General features: G+C 49.7%; 19 protein-coding genes. 16 read left to right on the forward strand and 3 right to left on the reverse strand.

The features are described from left to right. The first annotated feature begins 37 nt into the window (after positions 1-37). From Tanf_RS03230 to Tanf_RS03250, 5 genes are all read left to right on the forward strand, one after another. Entirely contained in the window at positions 38-805 is a 768-nt protein-coding gene (locus Tanf_RS03230; protein WP_197556425.1) for a class I SAM-dependent methyltransferase, read from the forward strand. 46 nt (positions 806-851) lie between these two features. After that, complete coding sequence (locus tag Tanf_RS03235; protein WP_201774578.1) at positions 852-1427, forward strand: hypothetical protein; 576 nt, start codon at positions 852-854, stop codon at positions 1425-1427. Further along, complete coding sequence (locus Tanf_RS03240) at positions 1424-1819, forward strand: VOC family protein (protein ID WP_046824904.1); 396 nt, start codon at positions 1424-1426, stop codon at positions 1817-1819. The genes Tanf_RS03235 and Tanf_RS03240 overlap by 4 nt, the downstream gene beginning before the upstream one ends. A gap of 187 nt (positions 1820-2006) precedes the next feature. After that, the gene (locus Tanf_RS15755) at positions 2007-2135 is read left to right on the forward strand and encodes a hypothetical protein (RefSeq protein WP_262509269.1); all 129 of its coding nucleotides are present in this window, start codon (positions 2007-2009) and stop codon (positions 2133-2135) included. A gap of 5 nt (positions 2136-2140) precedes the next feature. After that, positions 2141-3892 carry an ABC transporter ATP-binding protein gene (locus Tanf_RS03250; RefSeq protein WP_046824906.1) on the forward strand — a complete coding sequence of 584 codons (1752 nt, stop codon included), beginning with the start codon at positions 2141-2143 and terminating at the stop codon, positions 3890-3892. A 76-nt stretch (positions 3893-3968) separates the two neighbouring features. Here Tanf_RS03250 and Tanf_RS03255 read toward each other — a convergent pair whose 3' ends face one another. Beyond that, a complete protein-coding gene (locus Tanf_RS03255) occupies positions 3969-4334 on the reverse strand; it encodes a four helix bundle protein (protein ID WP_014224971.1) in 366 nt (121 codons plus the stop codon). Between the two features lie 87 nt (positions 4335-4421). On the opposite strand from Tanf_RS03255, the gene Tanf_RS03260 reads away from it, so the two are divergent. The 7 genes from Tanf_RS03260 to Tanf_RS03290 all read left to right on the forward strand — a co-directional run bounded on the left by Tanf_RS03260 (position 4422) and on the right by Tanf_RS03290 (position 12675). Then, positions 4422-6152, forward strand: a complete 1731-nt coding sequence (locus tag Tanf_RS03260; RefSeq protein ID WP_046824907.1) for an ABC transporter ATP-binding protein — start codon at positions 4422-4424, stop codon at positions 6150-6152. Between the two features lie 83 nt (positions 6153-6235). Continuing rightward, positions 6236-7150: a glutaminase gene (locus Tanf_RS03265; RefSeq protein ID WP_046825085.1), complete on the forward strand. Its 915-nt coding sequence runs from the start codon at positions 6236-6238 to the stop codon at positions 7148-7150. A 121-nt stretch (positions 7151-7271) separates the two neighbouring features. Further along, the gene (locus Tanf_RS13755) at positions 7272-8006 is read left to right on the forward strand and encodes a hypothetical protein (protein WP_052448988.1); all 735 of its coding nucleotides are present in this window, start codon (positions 7272-7274) and stop codon (positions 8004-8006) included. Positions 8007-8121: 115 nt separating this feature from the next. After that, complete coding sequence (locus Tanf_RS03275) at positions 8122-9102, forward strand: cation diffusion facilitator family transporter (protein WP_197556426.1); 981 nt, start codon at positions 8122-8124, stop codon at positions 9100-9102. A gap of 298 nt (positions 9103-9400) precedes the next feature. Further along, complete coding sequence (ribF, locus tag Tanf_RS03280; RefSeq protein WP_046824908.1) at positions 9401-10336, forward strand: riboflavin biosynthesis protein RibF; 936 nt, start codon at positions 9401-9403, stop codon at positions 10334-10336. Between the two features lie 21 nt (positions 10337-10357). Beyond that, the gene (locus Tanf_RS03285; RefSeq protein WP_046824909.1) at positions 10358-11431 is read left to right on the forward strand and encodes a M20 family metallo-hydrolase; all 1074 of its coding nucleotides are present in this window, start codon (positions 10358-10360) and stop codon (positions 11429-11431) included. Further along, positions 11425-12675, forward strand: coding sequence for a lipopolysaccharide biosynthesis protein (locus tag Tanf_RS03290; protein WP_046824910.1), 1251 nt, complete (start codon positions 11425-11427; stop codon positions 12673-12675). The genes Tanf_RS03285 and Tanf_RS03290 overlap by 7 nt, the downstream gene beginning before the upstream one ends. Before the next feature lie 60 nt (positions 12676-12735). Here the strand turns inward: Tanf_RS03290 and Tanf_RS03295 are convergent, their stop codons facing one another. Beyond that, the gene (locus Tanf_RS03295; RefSeq protein ID WP_046472584.1) at positions 12736-13380 is read right to left on the reverse strand and encodes a thiamine diphosphokinase; all 645 of its coding nucleotides are present in this window, start codon (positions 13378-13380) and stop codon (positions 12736-12738) included. 117 nt (positions 13381-13497) lie between these two features. Here Tanf_RS03295 and Tanf_RS03300 point away from each other — a divergent pair, with 117 nt between their 5' ends. Both Tanf_RS03300 and Tanf_RS13760 read left to right on the forward strand, forming a co-directional pair. Then, entirely contained in the window at positions 13498-14610 is a 1113-nt protein-coding gene (locus tag Tanf_RS03300) for an Ig-like domain-containing protein (RefSeq protein ID WP_140230687.1), read from the forward strand. Positions 14611-14678: 68 nt separating this feature from the next. Next, on the forward strand, positions 14679-16301 hold the full coding sequence (locus Tanf_RS13760) for an Ig-like domain-containing protein (protein ID WP_014224982.1): 1623 nt from the start codon (positions 14679-14681) through the stop codon (positions 16299-16301). Between the two features lie 172 nt (positions 16302-16473). Here the strand turns inward: Tanf_RS13760 and Tanf_RS03310 are convergent, their stop codons facing one another. Then, entirely contained in the window at positions 16474-17709 is a 1236-nt protein-coding gene (locus Tanf_RS03310) for an anaerobic sulfatase-maturation protein (protein ID WP_046824912.1), read from the reverse strand. Positions 17710-17951: 242 nt separating this feature from the next. On the opposite strand from Tanf_RS03310, the gene Tanf_RS03315 reads away from it, so the two are divergent. Further along, a complete protein-coding gene (locus Tanf_RS03315) occupies positions 17952-18641 on the forward strand; it encodes a succinate dehydrogenase cytochrome b subunit (protein ID WP_046824913.1) in 690 nt (229 codons plus the stop codon). A 41-nt stretch (positions 18642-18682) separates the two neighbouring features. Next, on the forward strand, positions 18683-20623 hold the full coding sequence (locus tag Tanf_RS03320) for a fumarate reductase/succinate dehydrogenase flavoprotein subunit (protein WP_046824914.1): 1941 nt from the start codon (positions 18683-18685) through the stop codon (positions 20621-20623). Positions 20624-20637 lie beyond the last annotated feature (14 nt).

The following is a 20637-nucleotide window of genomic DNA, read 5'->3' on the forward strand; positions in this document are numbered from 1 at the left end:
TAAATGAACGAGGACAGCAAATGAAAATAGAATAACGATGACACAGAAGAAAGCGAAAATGGACTATACGAAGATAAATGCACAGACAATCGATTCTTGGATTGAGGACGGTTGGATGTGGGGGAAACCTATCTCACACGAGGAATTTGTAAGAGCAAAAGGCGGCGATTATGCCGTAAAACTGACCCCGACGAAGAATGTTCCGAAAGATTGGCTGGGCGATTTGAACGGCAAGAAGGTCTTGGGACTTGCAAGCGGAGGCGGTCAACAAATGCCGGTATTTACCGCATTGGGAGCGGAATGTACGGTGCTCGATTATTCGGGGAAACAGCTGGAAGCAGAGCGTATGGTTGCCGAGCGTGAAGGTTATCGGATAAACATCATACGTGCGGATATGAGCAACCCCTTGCCTTTCGATGATAGCTTTTTCGACATCATTTTTCACCCTGTATCGAACTGTTATGTCGAGGAAGTGAAACCAATCTGGCACGAGTGTTACAGAGTGCTGCGTAAGGGAGGAGTACTGGTGTCCGGCTTGGACATAGGTATCAACTACATCTTCGATTTGGAGGAAAGGGTGCTGACCAATACCCTACCGTTCAACCCGCTGAAGAACGAGGAGCACCTGCGTCAGATGCAGGACAGCAACGGTGGCGTGCAGTTCTCGCATACCATAGAGGAGCAGATTAACGGTCAGTTGGAGGCAGGTTTTGCACTGACGAACCTTTATGACGATACGAATGGTTTTGGCAACCTGCACGAACATAATGTAGCGTCGTATGTGGCGACAAGGTGCGTCAAATAAAAGAATGTCAGGCATTAGATATTAAACCAATTGAAATTATAGTAATATGATGAAATCATTTGCAGAAGCTCTTTGCAGCAACGAGAAAAACGATAGGATACCCGAAACATACGATTATTTCGGAGGACTGATAGGCGAATGGGCTATCGAATGGAACGACCGTTTGGACGAAACCGTCCCCCGACGCGTGAAAGGCGAATGGATATTCTCGCGGGTCTTGGAAGGGACAGCCATTCAGGATTTGTTTATCGTACCCTCGCGTACGGAGAGGCTGGACAACCCGCAAGCCGATGCCGAATACGGCACTACCCTGCGGATTTATAATCCTCAAACGATGGCGTGGGATATATTCTACGGATGTACGGGCAGCGCCTTTCGTCTGACGGCGGTGAAAGCAGGCGATGAAGTGGTGCTGACCGAAAACGGCGAGGGGAGAATGCGGTACGTCTTTTCGGAAATAACCGCCGATACGTTCAGATGGCGAAAGGAATATTCAGACTCCGATGGTCATTGGACGGTTGTAGCAATCGTAACAGCCATACGAAAGAAATGTTCATCAGGTGTCGGGTATCAGGCAAAACAACCTAATCCCCAATACCTAAAACCTAAAAACAACAGATGAAAATACGTAAAATATATGCCTGTTGGGTTTATGTGAGCGATATGGCACAATCCGTTCGTTTTTATCAGGATATAGGCTTTACCGTCAAATTCGTTGAGAAAGACGGTGCTTGGGTGGAATTCGATTTGGGCGAAACATCGTTTGCCCTTCTGCAACGACCGGAAGAAAAAGGTAAGGTGCAACCCCGAAAAACACGAATTATGTTTGAAGTAGCTCGTATCGAAGAAATGCAGGAACATTTGATTTCTCTCGGAGTCAAGCGGATTGGAAGCATCAGGAAAGAGCCTTACGGCAAACTGCTGACCTTCGAAGACCCCGACGGACATTGGCTGGAATTTTTCGAACCCCACCCCCCAAAACCTAAAACCCAATACCCAACCCCCAACACCTGAATATGACTGTAAATACGAAATATAGTCCCGAAAAACATCACCGCCGTTCGATACGGTTGTGCGGATACGATTATTCGTGCAACGGATTGTATTTTGTTACCGTTTGTTGTCGGAACAAGGCGTGTTTATTCGGCAAAATCGTCGACGGCGAAATGATATTGAACGCTGTGGGACGAATGGTGGAAAAATGTTGGTTGGATATTACGAACATATCATCCGCAATGCCGAATCGTATGGAAATATTGCGAAATACATCATTACGAATCCTACCCGTTGGCAGGACGATAATCTTTATATTGATAAATTTAAACAATAAATAATATGAACACATTAAAAAAATTTCAGATCTATATGGGCGAGCGACGGATATTGTTCCCGTTGGCGCTCATTGCTTCGGGGCTTAGCGGACTGATGTCGCTCGTGCCCTTCGTATTTGTGTGGCTCATTGTCCGCACATTGCTCGGTGTCGGCGGCACGGTCGCCTCTACGCCTATCGGCACGTATGCCTGGTGGGCGGTGGGCACAGCCGTAGCCGGCTTGCTGATTTATTTTGCTGCACTGATGATGTCGCACTTGGCGGCGTTCCGTGTCGAGACCAATATGCGTCGCTCGGCGATGCGTAAGATAATGGATATGCCGCTCGGCTTCTTCGGAGTCAACGACGGCGGGCGGATGCGTAAAATCATCGACGAAGACTCGTCGAGTACGCACTCGTTCATTGCTCACATTATGCCCGACCTGGTAGGCAGTATACTGTCGCCGCTTACCGTTGTGGTGTTGCTCTTCGTTTTCGACTGGCGACTGGGCGTAGCCTGCCTCATACCGCTCGTGGCAGCCTTCGCTACGATGGGCTATCTGATGAATCCGCGTATGAACAACTTCCAGAAAAAGTACCTCGACGCACAAGAGCGTATGAGCAGCGAGGCGGTGGAATACGTGCGGGGAATACCCGTCGTAAAGGTGTTCCAGCAGACTGTATTCTCGTTCAAACGCTTTTACGACAGTATCATCACCTACCGCGATTTGGTAACCAAATACACGCTCAGCTGGCAGAAACCCTATTCGTTCTACACGATTATCATCAATGGGTTTACTTACTTCCTCGTACCTGCCGCCATACTGATTATCGGCAGGACGGGCAACTACGCCGCCGTCATCACCGATATGTTTTTCTACATTCTGATAACGCCTCTGATATCTTCGAATATTATGAAGATTATGTTCCTCAATCAGAATATGTTCTTGGCAAACGAGGCTATTACGCGTGTCGAGAAGCTGACCGATTATCCGCAGCTCGAGCCGTCGGCACAGCCACAGCTGCCGCAAGGATACGGTATCGACTTCGACGGTGTCGTGTTCCGTTACGACGGGGCAGTGCAGAACGCCGTCGACGGCATAACGTTCTCTATCCCCGAGGGTAAGACGTATGCACTCGTCGGAGCTTCGGGCGGAGGCAAGACCACCATCGCCCGCCTGATACCGCGTTTCTGGGACGTTACCGAAGGCAGCGTCCGTATCGGAGGTGTAGACGTTCGGCAGATTGACAAAGAGGAGCTGATGAGTCGTATCTCGTTCGTGTTTCAGAATACGAAACTGTTCAAGACCACACTGCGGGAGAATATCACCTACGGTTGCCCCGATGCCTCGGCAGAAGCTGTCGACCGTGCCGTAGAGCTCTCGCAGAGCCGTGAGATTATCGACCGTCTGCCCGACGGGTTGGAGACCAAAATCGGAACCGAAGGTACCTACCTCTCCGGTGGCGAACAGCAACGTATTGCACTGGCACGTGCCATCCTCAAGGATGCTCCGATTGTGGTGCTTGACGAGGCGACAGCCTTTGCCGACCCCGAGAACGAACATCTCATACAGCAGGCTCTCCACGAACTGATGAAGGGCAAGACATCGCTGATGATAGCCCACCGGCTCTCGAGCGTACAGACGGTAGACCGTATACTCGTCATCGAACACGGCAAGATAGCCGAGCAGGGTACGCACGACGAACTGCTTGCCCGCGGCGGCATCTATAAAACGATGTGGGACGAATATCAAAAATCGGTAGCGTGGACGGTATGAATTAAATGAAATATGAAGGATTAAGAATGAAGATTCGTGATGCAAGTTATACGCATTCCGGGTATGTATAAAATGTTCATTCTTTATTATCCTTCAATCCTTTAGCGTTCTTAAGTATGGCAATAAGCAGATATACGATTGCGTTAGCTTCGGGAAAGATAGAATTATATATTTCCATAGTAATATGGTTGCTATCTTTGAGCAACGATAACCAATACAATGTTTCGTTGGCTTCTTTTAGAGCGACGTGCATTTTATTTATAAAATCGGCTTTGCTCTGTGCAAATTTAGCCTCGCTAATTAATGCACCAATAGCAGTACCGCTTCGCAATATCTGCTTCGACAGCACAAATTCTCGCTTTTCTTTCGAGAGAAACAAGTATAGCTTAATGATACGCAATGCCAATGAATATGATTTTTCATAAACAATATTTTCACTCATAATAATTTATGACAAACTTATGTGTTTAGTAATAGCCAAAAGTACAAAAAAACACTTAACTTTTAACTTTTCATTCTTCATTTTATAATGATACACTACTTTGAGAACCGTTTCGCACTTTCGGAAAAAGGTGCACGCTCGCTTGCAGGAGGTATAGTTTTTTCTGCCCTGCTCAATATCGCCCTGATGTTACCGGTGATATTTCTGTTTATGTTTCTGACGGACTATCTGCAGCCCGTCATCGACCCGCAGAATACCGTGATGCACGGTATCTGGTACTATACGGTTATAGCCGTAGCATTCTTTGCGGTTGCTTACGTCGTGTCATTGTTGCAATACAAGAGCACCTTTTCCAATATCTATACCGAGAGCGGCAACCGACGTATCTCGCTCGCCGAAAAGCTGCGTAAGCTGCCGCTGGCGTTCTTCGGTGAGAGGAATCTCTCCGACCTTACATCCAATATTATGAATGATAATAGTATGATGGAGCAACTCTTTTCGCACGCTATGCCGCAGCTTTTCGCCTCCATCATCACGACGTCGCTTATCGGCATTGGTCTCTTCTTCTACCAGTGGCAATTGGCGTTGGCACTGTTCTGGGTGGTACCGGTGGCTCTTGCCGTTGTGTTGCTTTCGAAGAAGAGGATGGACAGGCTCAATGCCGAATTTCATCACGACAAGCTCGACGTCGCCGAACAGATTCAGTCGGGGCTCGAATGCGTGCAGGAAATCAAAGCCTACAACGGAGAGGCAAAATATCTCGAAGACTTAGACCATAGTCTCCGTCGTTACGAAAAGAGTCTTACCAAAGGCGAATTTGTCGGAGGTGTCCTGATTAATTCTGCCAATGCGATACTCAAACTTGGTATGGCGACGGTCATCATCGTCGGGGCTTACCTCTTGTCGGTCGGTACGGTCGATATATTTACCTACCTCATCTTCCTGATGATATCGGCAAGCATCTACAACCCCATTGGTGAGGTATTCAATCACATTGCGGTACTGACTATTCTCGACGTGCATATCAACCGAATAAAAGAGATGGAGTCGATGCCCGTACAGCAGGGAACAACCGATTATTCGGTCGATAACTACGATATAGCGTTCGACGGTGTCGACTTCTCTTACGAGACAGGCAAACAGGTGCTCCGCAACGTGTCGTTTACCGCTCGGCAGGGCGAGGTGACGGCGTTGGTAGGTCCCTCGGGCGGTGGCAAGAGCACATCCGCCAAGCTCGCCGCACGTTTCTGGGATATCGATAAGGGCACAATCACCCTCGGAGGGCAAGACATCTCGAAGATAGACCCCGAGGCATTGCTCAAAAACTATGCGGTGGTATTCCAAGACGTGCTGCTGTTCAACTCGAGCGTCGCCGACAATATCCGTATCGGCAAGCCCGACGCCACCGACGAGGAGATACGCCGAGTGGCAGAGCTCGCTCGTTGCGATGAGTTCGTCAGCCGTATGCCCGAGGGCTACGACACTCTCATCGGCGAGAACGGCGCCGCACTTTCGGGAGGCGAACGTCAACGCATCTCCATCGCCCGAGCCCTGCTCAAAGACGCTCCCATCGTGCTGCTCGACGAAGCTACTGCCAGCCTCGACGTGGAGAACGAGACCAAGATACAGGCAGGCATCTCGGAGTTGATACGCAACAAGACCGTGCTTATCATCGCCCACCGTATGCGAACCGTCGCCAATGCCCACAAGATAGTGGTGCTCAAAGACGGTACGGTTGCCGAACAGGGCACTCCCGCCGAACTGATGGCTCGTGGCGGCGAATTTGCCCGTATGGTAGAGCGGCAAAGGGAAGGATGAGACAGGAATTATTTTGTTTGCAGGATCGGCCGAAGCTCTCTTTTTTATAGTTTTGTATCCGAATTATAGCGATGTTTGGCAAAATGAACTACGAAAAAATATTCGAAGATATTTTCGAGAAACTGAAGAAAGCCCCCGATGAAGGAAAGGTGGCGGATTATATTCCGGAGCTGGCTCGTGTCAATCCCGATTCTTTCGGTGTCCATCTGACTACGGTCGATGGTGTGCATTATGCTTTCGGCGACTCCGAGACGCGTTTTTCCGTACAGAGCATCGCCAAGGTGTTGTCATTTGTGCTTGCTTATTCACATCTGAAAAGCAACATTTGGAAACGGATGGATTTGGAACCTGCGGGAACGCCTTTTAATTCGCTCGTACAATTGGAATACGACAGAGGAATACCGCGTAATCCTTTTGTAAATGCCGGTGCGATAGTTGTATGCGATATTCTTGTGAGTCGGTTTGAAAATCCTTCGGTCGAGGTGCTGAAGTTTGTACGAAGCCTGTCGGGGAATGACAAGATAGATTTCAATCTCAAGGTTGCGTATTCGGAGCGATCGATGGCATATCGTAATTACGCATTAGTCAACTTGATGAAATCGTTCGGAAATATCAAAAACGACATTGAGAAAGTCATGGACCTGTACTTTAAAATATGTTCCATTGAAATGACATGCAGAGAGCTGTCCGAGTCATTTCTTTTTCTTGCCAATAACGGTGTTGTGCCTTATTCGGGCAAGCCCATCCTTTCTCCCAGTCGGACCAAACGCACGAATGCATTGATGCAGACTTGCGGGTTTTATGATGAGGCCGGACAGTTTGCGTTTAAGGTCGGACTTCCCGGCAAGAGCGGTGTGGGCGGTGGCATTGTCGCCGTACATCCGCAAAGATACTGTATCGCCGTGTGGAGTCCGCGACTGAACCCTAAAGGGAATTCCCAGAGAGGTATATTGTTTTTGGAAGAGTTTACGACCAAAACCAAACTTTCTATTTTCTGATTCTCGTCCGGAAATTCAGTTTCGTAGAGCGGTTATTCGGAAAAATCCCTACAAATAGGGATTTTTTAAATGCCGGAAAAGGGCTTCCTTTGTACGAACAAATTATTTATTTATTTCAAAGATGAATCTGCAGAAAATAACAATCAGATGCTGCGTCTGCTTTTTGATGCTGATCATTACGCATGTGTCGAAGGCGCATACGATGTGGATCGAATCGTCCTATCAGGGGCATATCGGTCAGGAACAGCAGGTTAAAATCTTTTTCGGCGAGTTTTCGATCGATATGATTACGCCTGCGCAAAAATGGTTTTCGGATATTGCCGATTGCGAGTTGATGCTTCTTACTCCCGACGGAGCGCGAAGGACGTTGTCGAAAGTTCGGGAAGAGAACTGTTACACGGCTTCGTTTACTCCCGAGTCCGAAGGGTGGTATCTTGTTTATCTTGAACATCTCGTAAAAGACTTGTATCAAGGAATGCGTATTACGTATCAGGCACTCTCGTGGGTCAAAGTGGGTAGCCCGACAGGATTACCGGACGTACCGTCGCCTTTCAGTGACGGGAAACTGATCCTTCCTCCACAGACACCTTTTGAATTGAATACATCGGCGGAGGTTGCACTTCTTAGAAACAGAGCTCCGGTCGTCTCACAACGTTTTACGCTTACGGCGAACAACGGATGGCGAAAGAGCCTGCGGAGTGGCAAAGAATCGGGTAAGGCTAGCACGGAACTGATCTTCTCTGCAAAGTATTTATACGAATGGAGCGAAAACATCCCCGTCGGTAACGATGCGGAGAAAGTGCAGCCCGAACATCGTTCCGATTACGTGAACATGTGCTATTTTTTCAGTTTGTAAGACTTTGCCCGGACAGTAAATTAAAGATGCACCAGAGCTGCCGATTGTGAGCAATATATTATATGTATGAACAGGAGGAGGGGATAACGAATAATCATGAACTGATTTGGAGAAAATGACACACGAACATGAAATAAAAAACAAGATGCACGGGCATCACGCACATGATGACCATCACCATCATCATGCACACCCTGTAAGAGGGCGTAAGCTGTTGTGGGTGACACTGCTGAATTTTTCGATCACGATTGTGCAGGTGGTCGGAGGAATTCTTTCTAACAGTCTTTCGTTGATTTCCGATGCTGTACACAATTTGGGTGATTCGTCAGCCATCTTTATCGCTTTTCTGGCCGGTAAGCATGCTGAAAAACAACCTGACGAACGGAAGACATTCGGTTATAAACGTGTTGAAATTCTCGCGGCGCTTTTCAATGCCGTCGTGTTGATCGCCATTTGTATCTATTTGTTCTTCGAAGCTTATCAGCGATTTGTGACACCGGAGCCGATTCAAGGGAAAGTGATGCTCTTCGTCGCTGTTTTCGGTCTGCTGGCAAACCTGATCTCGGTTGTTGTACTGCATAAAGACAAATCACACAATCTGAACGTACGTGCCGCATACTTGCATCTGCTGGGTGATACGCTGTCGTCCGTGGCCGTCATTGTCGGAGGAGTGGCCATCTGGATATGGGAGCTGTATTGGCTCGACCCGCTCATCACCGTATTAGTAGGCGTATACATTATTCGTCATACATGGTCGATTGTGCGGCAGACAGTCAATATTCTGATGCAGGCTACTCCCGACGGAATAGATGTCAATATGCTGAAACGGAAGGTTGAAGAATTTCCCGAAGTGGAAAACATGCACCATCTCCATATCTGGCGGATGGATGATGAGCATATCCATCTGGAGGCACACATAAATCTTTGCGAAGATCGTATGCTATCCGATGTACAGCAAATCAGAAGACATCTCGAAGCGATGCTGTCCGAAGAATTCGGAATTGGTCATGTAACCCTTCAGTTCGAATATAAAGGATGCCATGGAGAAGACGGATTGATTCATCAAAGAACACCTGCATGTTCTGCACATACATAGAGAAGGAGGGAATCCGCTGCGCTCTTCCCCCCCCCTTGAAGGGGGGGAGGGGGGATGTTCCTCTGCGCTCGGATACCGTGTACCCGGCATAACCATTGACCATTGACAATTAACAACTGAATTACGTCAGGCTTTCAGCCCTCCGCTGAAATGCGATGCTTTTTTCCCCAACGCTTCGCATTGGGCTGAATTAATGCGCCCTTTCAGGGCTTTTACAGCGGTCAGTAAACAATTCAACAACTAAACATTTTTTCGAATCGTGTATACTATTCTCGGCTTTTTTATCTATGTTTGTGCCATGATCATCATACGCAATGCAGAAGAGAGGCGAGGCAACGCGTGGGCGGCAACGGTCGGATTTTTCGATGGTGTTCATCAAGGACATCGTTTCCTGATTCATGAACTGCGCCGTCTGGCCGATGAACACGGGCAGACGGCTGCCGTTTTTACATTTCCGGTGCATCCCCGTATCGTGTTGCAGGCCGATTATCAGCCGAAGCTGTTGAATTCGTTCGATGAAAAATTGAAACGTCTGGCAACGACGGAGGCCGACTGCTGCGCAGTACTTGACTTCACACGCGAATTGGCCACTCTCTCGGCGCGTGAGTTTATCGAACAGGTTTTATGGCAACAATGGGGTGTCCGTACACTGTTAGTGGGGTACGACCATCGTTTCGGGCACAATCGCGAAGAAGGTTTTGAAGCATACGCCGCATACGGCGAAGCATGCGGCATGGAAGTGCGGAAGGCCACTCCATATCTCCCGTCGGAAGGTGAAGACGCCGTCAGTTCATCGCGGATCAGGCAGTTTCTTGCCGAGTGCCGCGTAGAAGAAGCCGCGCAGATGTTGACGTATCCGTATCTTCTGAAAGGACATATCGTCGGCGGGCGTCAGATTGGTCGTATGATGGGTTTCCCGACGGCCAACATCGAGGTCGACGAACCGTTCAAGGTCTGGCCGGGTAACGGAGTCTATGCCGTGTGGGTACACCTGCGCGGTACTCGCTACAAGGGGATGCTCTCCGTCGGCAACCGCCCGACGGTCGATGGTCAGTCGCTGACGGTCGAAGTCCATCTGTTGCATTTCTCCGATACGGTCTATGGCGAAGCAATCGAGGTGGAGTTTATTCATTTCATACGTCGGAACAGGAGATTCAAAGACTTGGAAGCCTTGAAAGAACAGCTTGAGATCGACCGTGAAGAGGTAGATCGTCTGCTGCATTATGAACCATGACATAACGAATCGCGTATTGAAATGGAAATATATTATCAGGCCATAGATTTGCTGAAAGGGATGATCAGACGCCCCTCCTTTAGTCGTGAAGAAAAGGAGGTCGCCGATTTCTTACAGTCCGAATGGAAGACTGCGGGGCGCGTCGTGCATCGCAAGGGGAATAACCTCTGGATGACCTCCGGAAGCATTGATCTCTCCAAGCCTACCGTACTGCTCAATTCGCATATCGATACGGTCAGACCCGTACAGGGCTGGACGAAAGACCCGTTCGCTCCTTGTGAAGACGACGAAACCGAACGCCTCTATGGTTTGGGCAGCAACGATGCCGGTGCGGGTGTTGTCGCTCTTTATGCGGCATTCAATGAGTTATCGGTGAAGGACCAACCCTATAATCTGATTTTTCTGGCGTCGGCCGAAGAAGAGGTGTCCGGGCAGGGAGGGGTTGAAAGTGTCCTGCCCGAGTTGCCTCCGATCGCGTTCGGTGTCGTGGGCGAACCAACCGCGATGCATCCGGCGATTGCCGAAAAAGGACTGCTTGTGCTCGACTGTGTCAGCCATGGAAGAGCCGGTCATGCTGCCCGAAACGAAGGTGTTAACGCGATCTCCGAAGCTATGAAAGACATCGCGTGGTTTCATTCGTATACTTTCCCTTGCCGCAGCGACCTGTTGGGGAGCGTAAAGATGAGTGTGACGATGATCGAAGCCGGTACACAACACAATGTAGTGCCGGACCGATGCCGGTTTACCGTCGATGTGCGTACCAATGAATTTTATTCCAACCGGGAAGCGCTGAACGAAATACGGGCGCATGTCTCTTGCGATGTGACGCCCCGCAGCCTGCGCCTCAACTCGTCGCGCCTTGATGCCGGGCATCCGTTTGTGCAACGTGCCGTGATGCTGGGGAAAGAACCGTTCGGGTCTCCCACAATGAGTGATCAGGCCTTGATGCCGTTTCCTACGGTAAAGATCGGGCCGGGTGATTCGGCGCGTTCTCACAGCGCCGACGAGTACATCGAACTGCCGGAAATACGTGAAGCGATCACTCTTTATGTCCGTTTGTTGGATCAGCTAAATATCACCTCCTTCCCGTGTTAAAAAAAATCCTTGCGACCGTCGGAACGCGCTATGCGATCGCGTTGCTCAACCTGTTGCTTATCCTGATTCACAGCCGGGTGCTGGGTAGGGACGGGATGGGGGTCGTCGGGGTGATATATGCTTCGGTCAATCTGGCGGTTATCTTTAACAGTGTCCTCTGTGGCAATACGATCGTCTATTTTATGCATCGGCAGCCTTTCCGTACCGTTTTCTGGCCGACGTATGTATGGGCTTTTGTCGGGTCGGCGATAGCTTGTGTCTGCATGTCCCTGCTGGGGATGCTCCCCGAAGGTTATGGGTTTATTGTTTACGGGCTGTCCGTCCTGCTTTCGCTCGTAGCGGCGAATGCTCGTTTCCTGCTGGGTAAAGACCTGATCAAGGCGTTTAATGCGGTTTTTATCATTCAGGGCGGATTATTGTTTTTTATCCTCGTCGGCTTCTACTTCGGACTGAACAAGCGCGATGTGTCAGGGTATCTGTGGGGTCTTTTTCTGACGAATCTCATCGCGTGGATGGTTAGTCTGGGATTGATGATAAAGCCGTTCTTTCGCGTGCCGCACGAAGCTCGGGTTTCCGGATCGTGGATAAAAGGTGTGAAAGCGATGTTTGTGTATGGCCTCTGGAGCAGTGCCGACAATTTGGCCGAAGGACTGACTACGCGCCTGAATTACTTTCTGCTGCAACGGTTTGGCGGATACGGACAAGTCGGGTTATTGGATTCGGGTACGAAAATATCCGAAAGTATCTGGCATATCAGTCACGGGGTGAGCTTTATCGCTTACAGTCAGATCGCCCGGACATCGGAGGCCGAACGGCAGCGCAGCCTGACGTTGAGACTGTTTAAGTTAACTTACTGTACGCTGATCGTTGCTATGGCACTTGTCCTCTGTCTGCCGGAGTGGGTCTATACGGATTATCTGTTTACGCCCGAATTTACGGGAATCCGAAAGGTGATTGTGGCCTTGGCTGTCGGGATTGTTGCCTTCGGCAGTAATCGTATCCTGAGTCATTACTTCATTGGGACAGGGCGCGTGCGTGTCAGCGCCATATGTTCGTGTATCGGATTGCTTATACTGCTTATAGCGGGTGGCTTCCTGATTCCTGCTTACGGGGTAACCGGAGCGGCGCTCTCTTCGAGTATCGCATTTTCGGCCATGCTGCTTTTTTCCATCGTTGTGTTTCTCCGTCTTACTCCAACTCGCCCTGTCGAGTTATTGCCGCGCATGCCCCGCATCAAAAAGTAATTCTTTACGCAGGGGGTTTCAAGGGAAAAACTTCTTGAATGATGTTTCGCACCGATAGAATCAATAGGCACGGAACACAATGACTTTACCTTCCGTTTCCACTTCGAACTGATCGCTCAGCGCCTCGTTCAGTGTGCCTTGCCACCAACGGGTGATGCGTTGTCGGGTTAGGGGCCAGCGTACGTTGCGGAGGGTTAACGGTTCGCTGTCTACACAAAAAACGGAAATCTGTTGTCCGGTATACGAAGCAAAAGAGGTATGTCCCGTGGCAGGTGTGAAGATGCCGTAATCTGTGCGCATCTCGACGGTTGCCTTGTCCATATAATCGGCCAGCAGGCTGATGTTGCCGAGCGTGTGGTCTTCACGTTTCCCCGTGGCGCCGACAATAAGCAGTCGGCGATGTCCCTGCTTGAGGGCATAACGTACCGCTTTCGTCAGGTCATTCGTTTCCTGTTCCGATTCGAGATGTAGCCTGTCTGCCACCTTGTCGCGCGCCGTCTCGGAGATGGAGTCGCCATCGCCTGCCACGGCCAGCGGCATAAAGCCGGCGCGAAGGAGAGCATCGGCAGCTCCGTCACAGCAGATGATGCGGTCGCGAAACCGTTCTATCGCCCCATACGCAGCCGGATGGGAAGGAAAATCTCCGGCTGCCACAATGACTGCGTCGGGAACCGGTGTCATAGGATGTTTATGTGTGAAATTCATGAAAATGAGTGTTAAAAACGGTGCAAATGTAAGATATTATTTGGATAGTAAGGGTAAAGTTCTGACTTTTGCAGTTCTATTTCATTGCCGTAATTATACATGCATTTCAAAATAACTATGAAAAGAATGATTCTTTATTTTCTGGCAGCCGTATTTGCGGATGCAGGGCTTTCTTTTGAGGCTGCCGGACAAGCGAAGCCGGTGCAACAGACAGTCTATTTTCATCAGGACACATTGCGTCTGGTGGTGGGACAGGAAGATTCTCTGAGAGCAACAGCCGTTCCTGACGCCCCGATTCTTTGGGAGGCACCTGCTGCCATACCTGTCATTGCTTCTATTGCTCCTCCTGCTAATTCAGGTCGTTATGGAAAGGTGTATCTGGTCAAAGGCAGAAAAGTAGGTAAGACGAAGGTGATCGTTCAGGTCGGTGCGGCTAAGGATACGTGCTGGGTCTATGTTTCTCCCAGGATTCTCGTGAAAGAGGTGCGTTTGAATAAAGACACCGTTCGTCTGAAGGCCGGCCGGACTCAAATGCTTCAAGCCGGTATAACTCCGCAGAATGCTACCGACCCAACGCTGAATTGGATGAATATGGGGAAAGCTACGGTTACCCCGTCGGCGACGAATCGTACCGAAGCGTTGGTAACCGCCGCTGTCGTGACAGACACAACCCTCATCATTGCCGAAGCAAAGGACGGGAGTAAATGTCGCGATACGTGTGTGGTTATTACGCATGTCCCGCTTGACAGTATCCGTCTGAACAAAGACACCCTGCGTGTGGATATCGGGAGCAAAGATACACTTCGGGCAATGGTGTATCCGAGCCAAGCCACGAACCGTTCACTGAACTGGACGGTCAAAGGAAAGGCCGAGCTTACTGCATCGTCCGAGACGGATACGGTGGCGCTGATCGCAGCGGCTCTGACTCCCGACACGGCGTATGTCATCGTGGAGGCCAAAGACAGCAGTGACTGTCGTGATACCTGTGTCGTCATCACCCGTAAACCCGGCGATGACGCTACTGTTGAAGTGAATGATCAGAGTATATATGCCTCCGAAGGGTATGTGCATATCCGTTCCGGTAAACCTGTTTCGTTGCGCATTTACACGATTTTGGGGGCGCTGTACCGGCACGAAGAAAGGCTTGTCGGCGACCATGTCATTGCTTTGCCGCGTGGCCTTTATATCGTCGTTCTGAATCATACCGCTAAAAAAATAATGGTGCGGTAAGAAAAAACGCAACCTTTTATTCGCTTTGTTTGTTACTTTATTACGAATCAAATTAAATAATAAAAGACATGAAAAGATGTACGCTTTATTTTGGAGCCACCCTTATCTGGGTGATGGCTCTGCTTCCAAGTGAAGTATGGGGGCAGTCTCCCCAACCCGGATGTGTTCTGACTAAAGACACGATCCGCATCGATGTGGGGCAGTCTGACTCGGTCAAAGTGAATGTCACGCCCAAAACGGACACTGTGGCGTGGAAATCGAAAAATCCGCTGATAGCAACGGTAAAATATGCCGTATCCGACAGCACGTATGGTAAGATTACCGGAATAAATCCGGGAGAGACGGAAATTGTGGTGACCTCGCAAAGTAAGGTGAAAGATTCTTGTGTCGTCATTGTTTACCAGCCGGTGACGAGTGTGGAACTGAAGGATAAAAAAGGCGCTGATATTGAAGAACTCTATATGACGGTCGGCAGTAAAGACACGCTTTATGCAAAGGTCAATCCGTCGGGGGCGAATAAGAAAGTGCGGTTTTTCAGTCTTTCGGGGCTTGTGACCGTCAATACCTTCGATACCTTGGGCGTGATCACAGCAAAGGGACAGACAGGAAAAGTGAAGATTGTCGTTATTGCCGGACATGAAGGCAACTTGAAAACCGACACGTGTCTGGTGCATATTACCAATCCGGTGACGGAAGTTTCTTTTCCGGAGGTTAAAAAAGACACGGTCGTGATGCATATGCGTCATAAAATGTTGTTGCGTGCCATGGTAAAGCCGGCGAATGCAGATAACACCGATCTGGCTTGGTCGGTAGAAGGCGGGTCGGTAACGGCTACCCCCATGGTCGACGATACGAAAGTCGCACGCATTGAATCCGTAGCACCCGGTATCTCGAAGGTGACGGCGATGGCAAAGAACGGAAAGTTTGCCACGTGCGTCTTTAAGGTGCTCCCCCCCGTAGCGGTAACGGGGTTATCACTCGATAAGGATACGCTTTACATGGCCATCGGAGAACGTGATACGCTGACGGCTAAGATTACACCTCACGATGCTTTCAAAAAGAAAGTAAAATGGTCATCGACGAATACCACTTATGCCACGGTGACATCCGAAACGGATACAACGGCTGTCGTATCGGCTAAGAAACGTGGGATCGCCCTGATTATTGCCGAATCGTTGGATGGAAGTTTTAAAGACACTTGTTATGTGAGTGTGCTGGAAACGATACCGGTGAAGGGAATAGATATAGACAGTACCTCCATTGAACTTTCCGTCGGAAAGAAAACGACGCTTCAAGCAACGATTAAGCCGGTCAATGCCACGAATAAGAAAGTGGTATGGACGAGTGGAAACCCAGCTGTTGTGACGGTCGATTCATGCCACGTGACCGGAGTGGCTTCGGGTGAGACCTGGGTGTATGTCCGGACGGTCGACGGCGGCTTCAGGGACTCCTGCAAAGTGACGGTTCGTAAAACGAATGCAAGCGAAGATATCGTTGAAAATGTTGATATCTGGAGTTTTGACAACAGCTTACGCATCCGTACCGATCAATTGCGGCCATTGGCCATTTATACGATTTCAGGTACGCTCTACCGCAAAGAGGATGTAGTCGGCGAGCGTATTATCACGCTGCCTAAGGGCGTCTACATTGTCGTATTGGGCGATGTGCGCAAAAAAATCTTTGTGCAATAAGGTTGTACATAGGTTATTTCCGAAAGAGCCTGCCGGACGCCATAGCCGAGCAGGCTCTTGTTTTTTTGGGGGTGGGCGTCTTCGTGTCTGAATTTTCAAAACGCTCCTATTCACATTCACAAGGTCGTATCTTGCGAGATGAGGTGTAATGTCCGATGGAACAGCGTTATTTTTATCGTCTTATTTCGTGCATGATATTGGCCGGCGGCCGACCGTTACGCAATTCTTCGGCCATGAAGGCCATAGCCGGCTCGACGTGTGCGAAATAGCGCTTTAATCCGGCACAGAGGTAGTTCAATCCGTATTCACCGTCGCTTGAGACGGCGATTCTATTTTTCGGGCATTCGCCGTTGCACCATTCCAGGAAGTGGCAGGAGCGACATTCTGCCGGTAGACCGTCCCGTTTGTCATTCCCGAAGCGGCGCTGTTCGTCCGAGAGGGTCATCTCCACAAGTGTTTTCTCATACAGGTTGCCCCGTCGGTATTCGGGATAGACGAAATGGTCGCAGGCATAGACGTCGCCGTTATATTCCATGGCCAGCGCATGTCCGCAGGTCTTCGCATAGATACAGACGCCAGGCGGTTGGCCGAGGACACCTGCGAGCGTGGCGTCGAAAAGTTGTATATAATATTGTCCCACATCGTGGCGTACCCATTCGTCGAACACGGCAACGTAGAAGTCGCCGTAAGCAATCGGATCGACCGACCAGGGCGCCGGCTCACAGTCTTTCGGATGGTCGGTCGCCGTCAGCAGTTCCAGCCCGTCCGCACGCGTACCGAGGCGTTCGACAATGGGAGAGAATTGCATGTATCGGCTGCCGATGTCTTTGAAGAAGTGATACATCTCAAGCGGGAAACGCACGTTATAGTCGTGCAGTACCGAAAGCGTATTAAACTCGACCTCGTGGTGATGCAACCGCTCGATGCCCCGCATGACCCGGGTAAACGTACCCCGTCCTCCACAATCCTTACGATAGCGGTCGTGCATGGCTTCCGGCCCATCGATGGAGATGCCGACCAGAAAATCGTTGTCTTTGAAGAAACGGCACCATTCGTCGTTAAGCAGCAGCCCGTTCGTCTGGATGCAATTTTGTATCTCCCGTCCCTGTCCGTATTGCCGCTGGAATTTCAGCGCTTTGCGGTAGAAGTCGAGGCCTCGTAACAGCGACTCGCCTCCGTGCCATGTGAACTGTACGAACGGACTTGTCTGGCATTCAATATACGCTTGGGTAAATCGTTCGAGGGTCTCGTCAGACATTCTCTTCTGCTTGCGTTCCTGATACAGTCCGCTTTTTTCGAGATAATAACAATATTCGCAGTCCATATTGCAGAGTGCACCTGCCGGTTTGGCCATCACGTAAATCGGAAACGAGAGCGGAGTGAAATACAGCGTCGGTTTCATATTCATAGAGCAAAGATACGGAATTTTTGCCAATGGTAAAGAGTGTCCTTACTTATGCCTCTATAGATAGAGGATTTGTAAGTGGATGAATGGGTGTAAATCACTTTTTATTAGTGTTTAGAGATATCCTGTAGTGATTACGGAAAAATTTCTGCAATATATTTGTTTATCCACTTTCTATATCGTACTTTTGCGACATTAAAAGAAACGTTAAACCGAATAAATAAACATTTAAAAATAATTTGCTTATGTGGTTACTAAAATCTTCTATCGGGAAAAAACTGGTGATGAGTATATCCGGAATTTTCCTGATTCTGTTTTTACTGTTCCACCTGTCGATGAATGTGACGGCAGTCTTCTCGACTGACGCCTACAACATGATTTGTGGATTGCTGGGGGCAAACTGGTATGCGGTAGTGGCGACCATCGGCTTGGGAGTGATTATTACCATTCACTTTGTGTATGCGGTGATGCTGACGCTGCAAAACCGGAAGGCGCGCGGGAACGACCGTTATGCGGTCAATACGCGTCCCCAAGGGGTGAGCTGGGCCTCGCAGAATATGTTCGTGATCGGTGTGGTGGTCATTGGCTTTATGATTCTTCATTTTAGCCAGTTTTGGTACAAGATGATGTTTGCGGAATTACTGGGACATCACGAAGTAGAGCTGGGTAGCCGTGTTGTATCTCCGCAGGACGGGGCCGACTTTATTCAGTATTATTTTAGCCAGTTGTGGGTGGTGATAGCCTATTTGATTTGGTATGTGGCGTTGTGGTTTCACCTCACACACGGTGTGTGGAGTGCGATCCATACCATCGGCTGGAACAATCACGTGTGGATGAACCGTCTGAAAGTGATCAGCAATGTGGTGGCTACGCTTATCTTTTTGGGATATGCTTTTGTTACGCTCTTCTTTTATGTGAAAAGCCTGTGCGGCTAATGGGAACAAACAAGATGTAATTTCTTTTAAAAGCAATCGTTATGAGTCAAATAAATTCAAAAATACCACAGGGGCCGTTAGCCGAGAAGTGGACCAATTATAAAGCACACCAGAAGTTGGTAAACCCGGCCAACAAACGTCGTTTGGATATTATTGTCGTAGGTACCGGTCTGGCCGGCGCCTCAGCTGCCGCCTCGCTGGCCGAGATGGGGTTTAACGTATTTAACTTCTGTATTCAAGATTCGCCGCGTCGTGCACACTCTATTGCTGCGCAGGGAGGGATCAATGCGGCCAAGAATTATCAGAACGACGGCGATTCGGTATACCGTCTGTTCTATGACACGATTAAAGGGGGCGACTATCGTGCCCGTGAAGCCAACGTGTACCGTTTGGCCGAAGTATCGAATGCCATTATCGACCAGTGCGTGGCACAGGGTGTACCTTTTGCCCGCGAATACGGCGGATTGCTCGACAACCGTTCGTTTGGCGGGGCGCAGGTATCGCGTACGTTCTATGCCCGCGGACAGACGGGACAGCAGTTACTGCTGGGCGCATATTCGGCGCTGAGCCGTCAGATCGGGCTGGGTAAAGTAAAGATGTACACGCGTCATGAGATGCTCGATGTCGTAAAGATCGACGGACGCGCCCGCGGTATTCTGGCACGCAATTTAGTGACCGGTAAGATCGAACGTTTTGCGGCTCACGCCGTAGTCGTAGCCACAGGCGGATATGTGAACACATTTTTCTTGTCGACGAACGCGATGGCCTCGAACGGATCGGCGGCATGGCAGTGCTACAAGAAGGGTGCCTACTTCGCCAACCCGTGTATGGTACAGATTCACCCGACGTGTATTCCGGTGCACGGCGAATTTCAGTCGAAACTGACGCTGATGTCGGAGTCGTTACGTAACGACGGACGTATCTGGGTGCCCAAGAAGAAAGAAGATGCCGAAGCGATTCGTGCCGGCAAACTGAGACCCACACAAATCAAGGAAGAAGACCGCGATTATTATCTGGAACGTCGTTATCCGGCGTTCGGTAACCTCGTGCCGCGCGACGTGGCTTCGCGTGCTGCCAAAGAACGTTGCGACGCCGGGTTCGGCGTAGGAGCCGGTCAGGCCGTTTACCTCGACTTTGCCGACGCCATCAACCGTCTGGGACGCGATGTGGTAGAAGCACGCTACGGAAATCTCTTCCAGATGTATGAAAAAATTGTAGACGATAATCCATACGAAACCCCGATGATGATTTATCCGGCGCTCCACTATTCGATGGGTGGGCTGTGGGTAGACTATGAACTGATGACCAACATCCCCGGTCTGTTTGCCATCGGCGAAGCCAACTTCTCCGACCACGGAGCGAACCGTCTGGGAGCATCGGCCCTGATGCAAGGATTGGCCGACGGTTATTTCGTGCTGCCGTATACGATTCAGAATTATCTGGCTGACCAGATTCAGGTGCCCCGTTTCAAGACCGACGCGCCGGAGTTTGCGGAAGCCGAGAAGCAGGTTCAGGATCGTATCAACCGGTTGATGAACATCAAAGGAAAGCGTTCGGTCGACAGTCTGCATAAAGAGCTGGGACACATTATGTGGGATCACGTCGGGATGGCGCGTAATGCCGAAGGGCTGAAAGAAGCCATTGAGATGTTGAAGAAACTGAAAAAAGAATTCTGGAGCAATGTACGTATTCCCGGCAAGGGCGACGACCTGAACGTAGAACTTGAAAAGGCGTTGCGTCTGGCCGACTTTATCGAGATCGGCGAACTGATGGCGCACGACTCGTACGACCGTGCCGAATCGTGCGGCGGACATTTCCGCGAAGAGCACCAGACGTCGGAAGGTGAAGCGATGCGCCACGACGAAGAATTCTCGTATGTATCGTGCTGGGAATATCAGGGTGAAGATAAAGATCCGGTGATGTTGAAAGAACCGCTCGATTACGAGTTTGTCGTTCGTCAGCAGCGGAACTATAAGAATTAAGGAGTTTCACACAG

This window comes from Tannerella forsythia (assembly GCF_001006485.1).
Taxonomy (GTDB): Bacteria; Bacteroidota; Bacteroidia; order Bacteroidales; family Tannerellaceae; genus Tannerella; species Tannerella forsythia.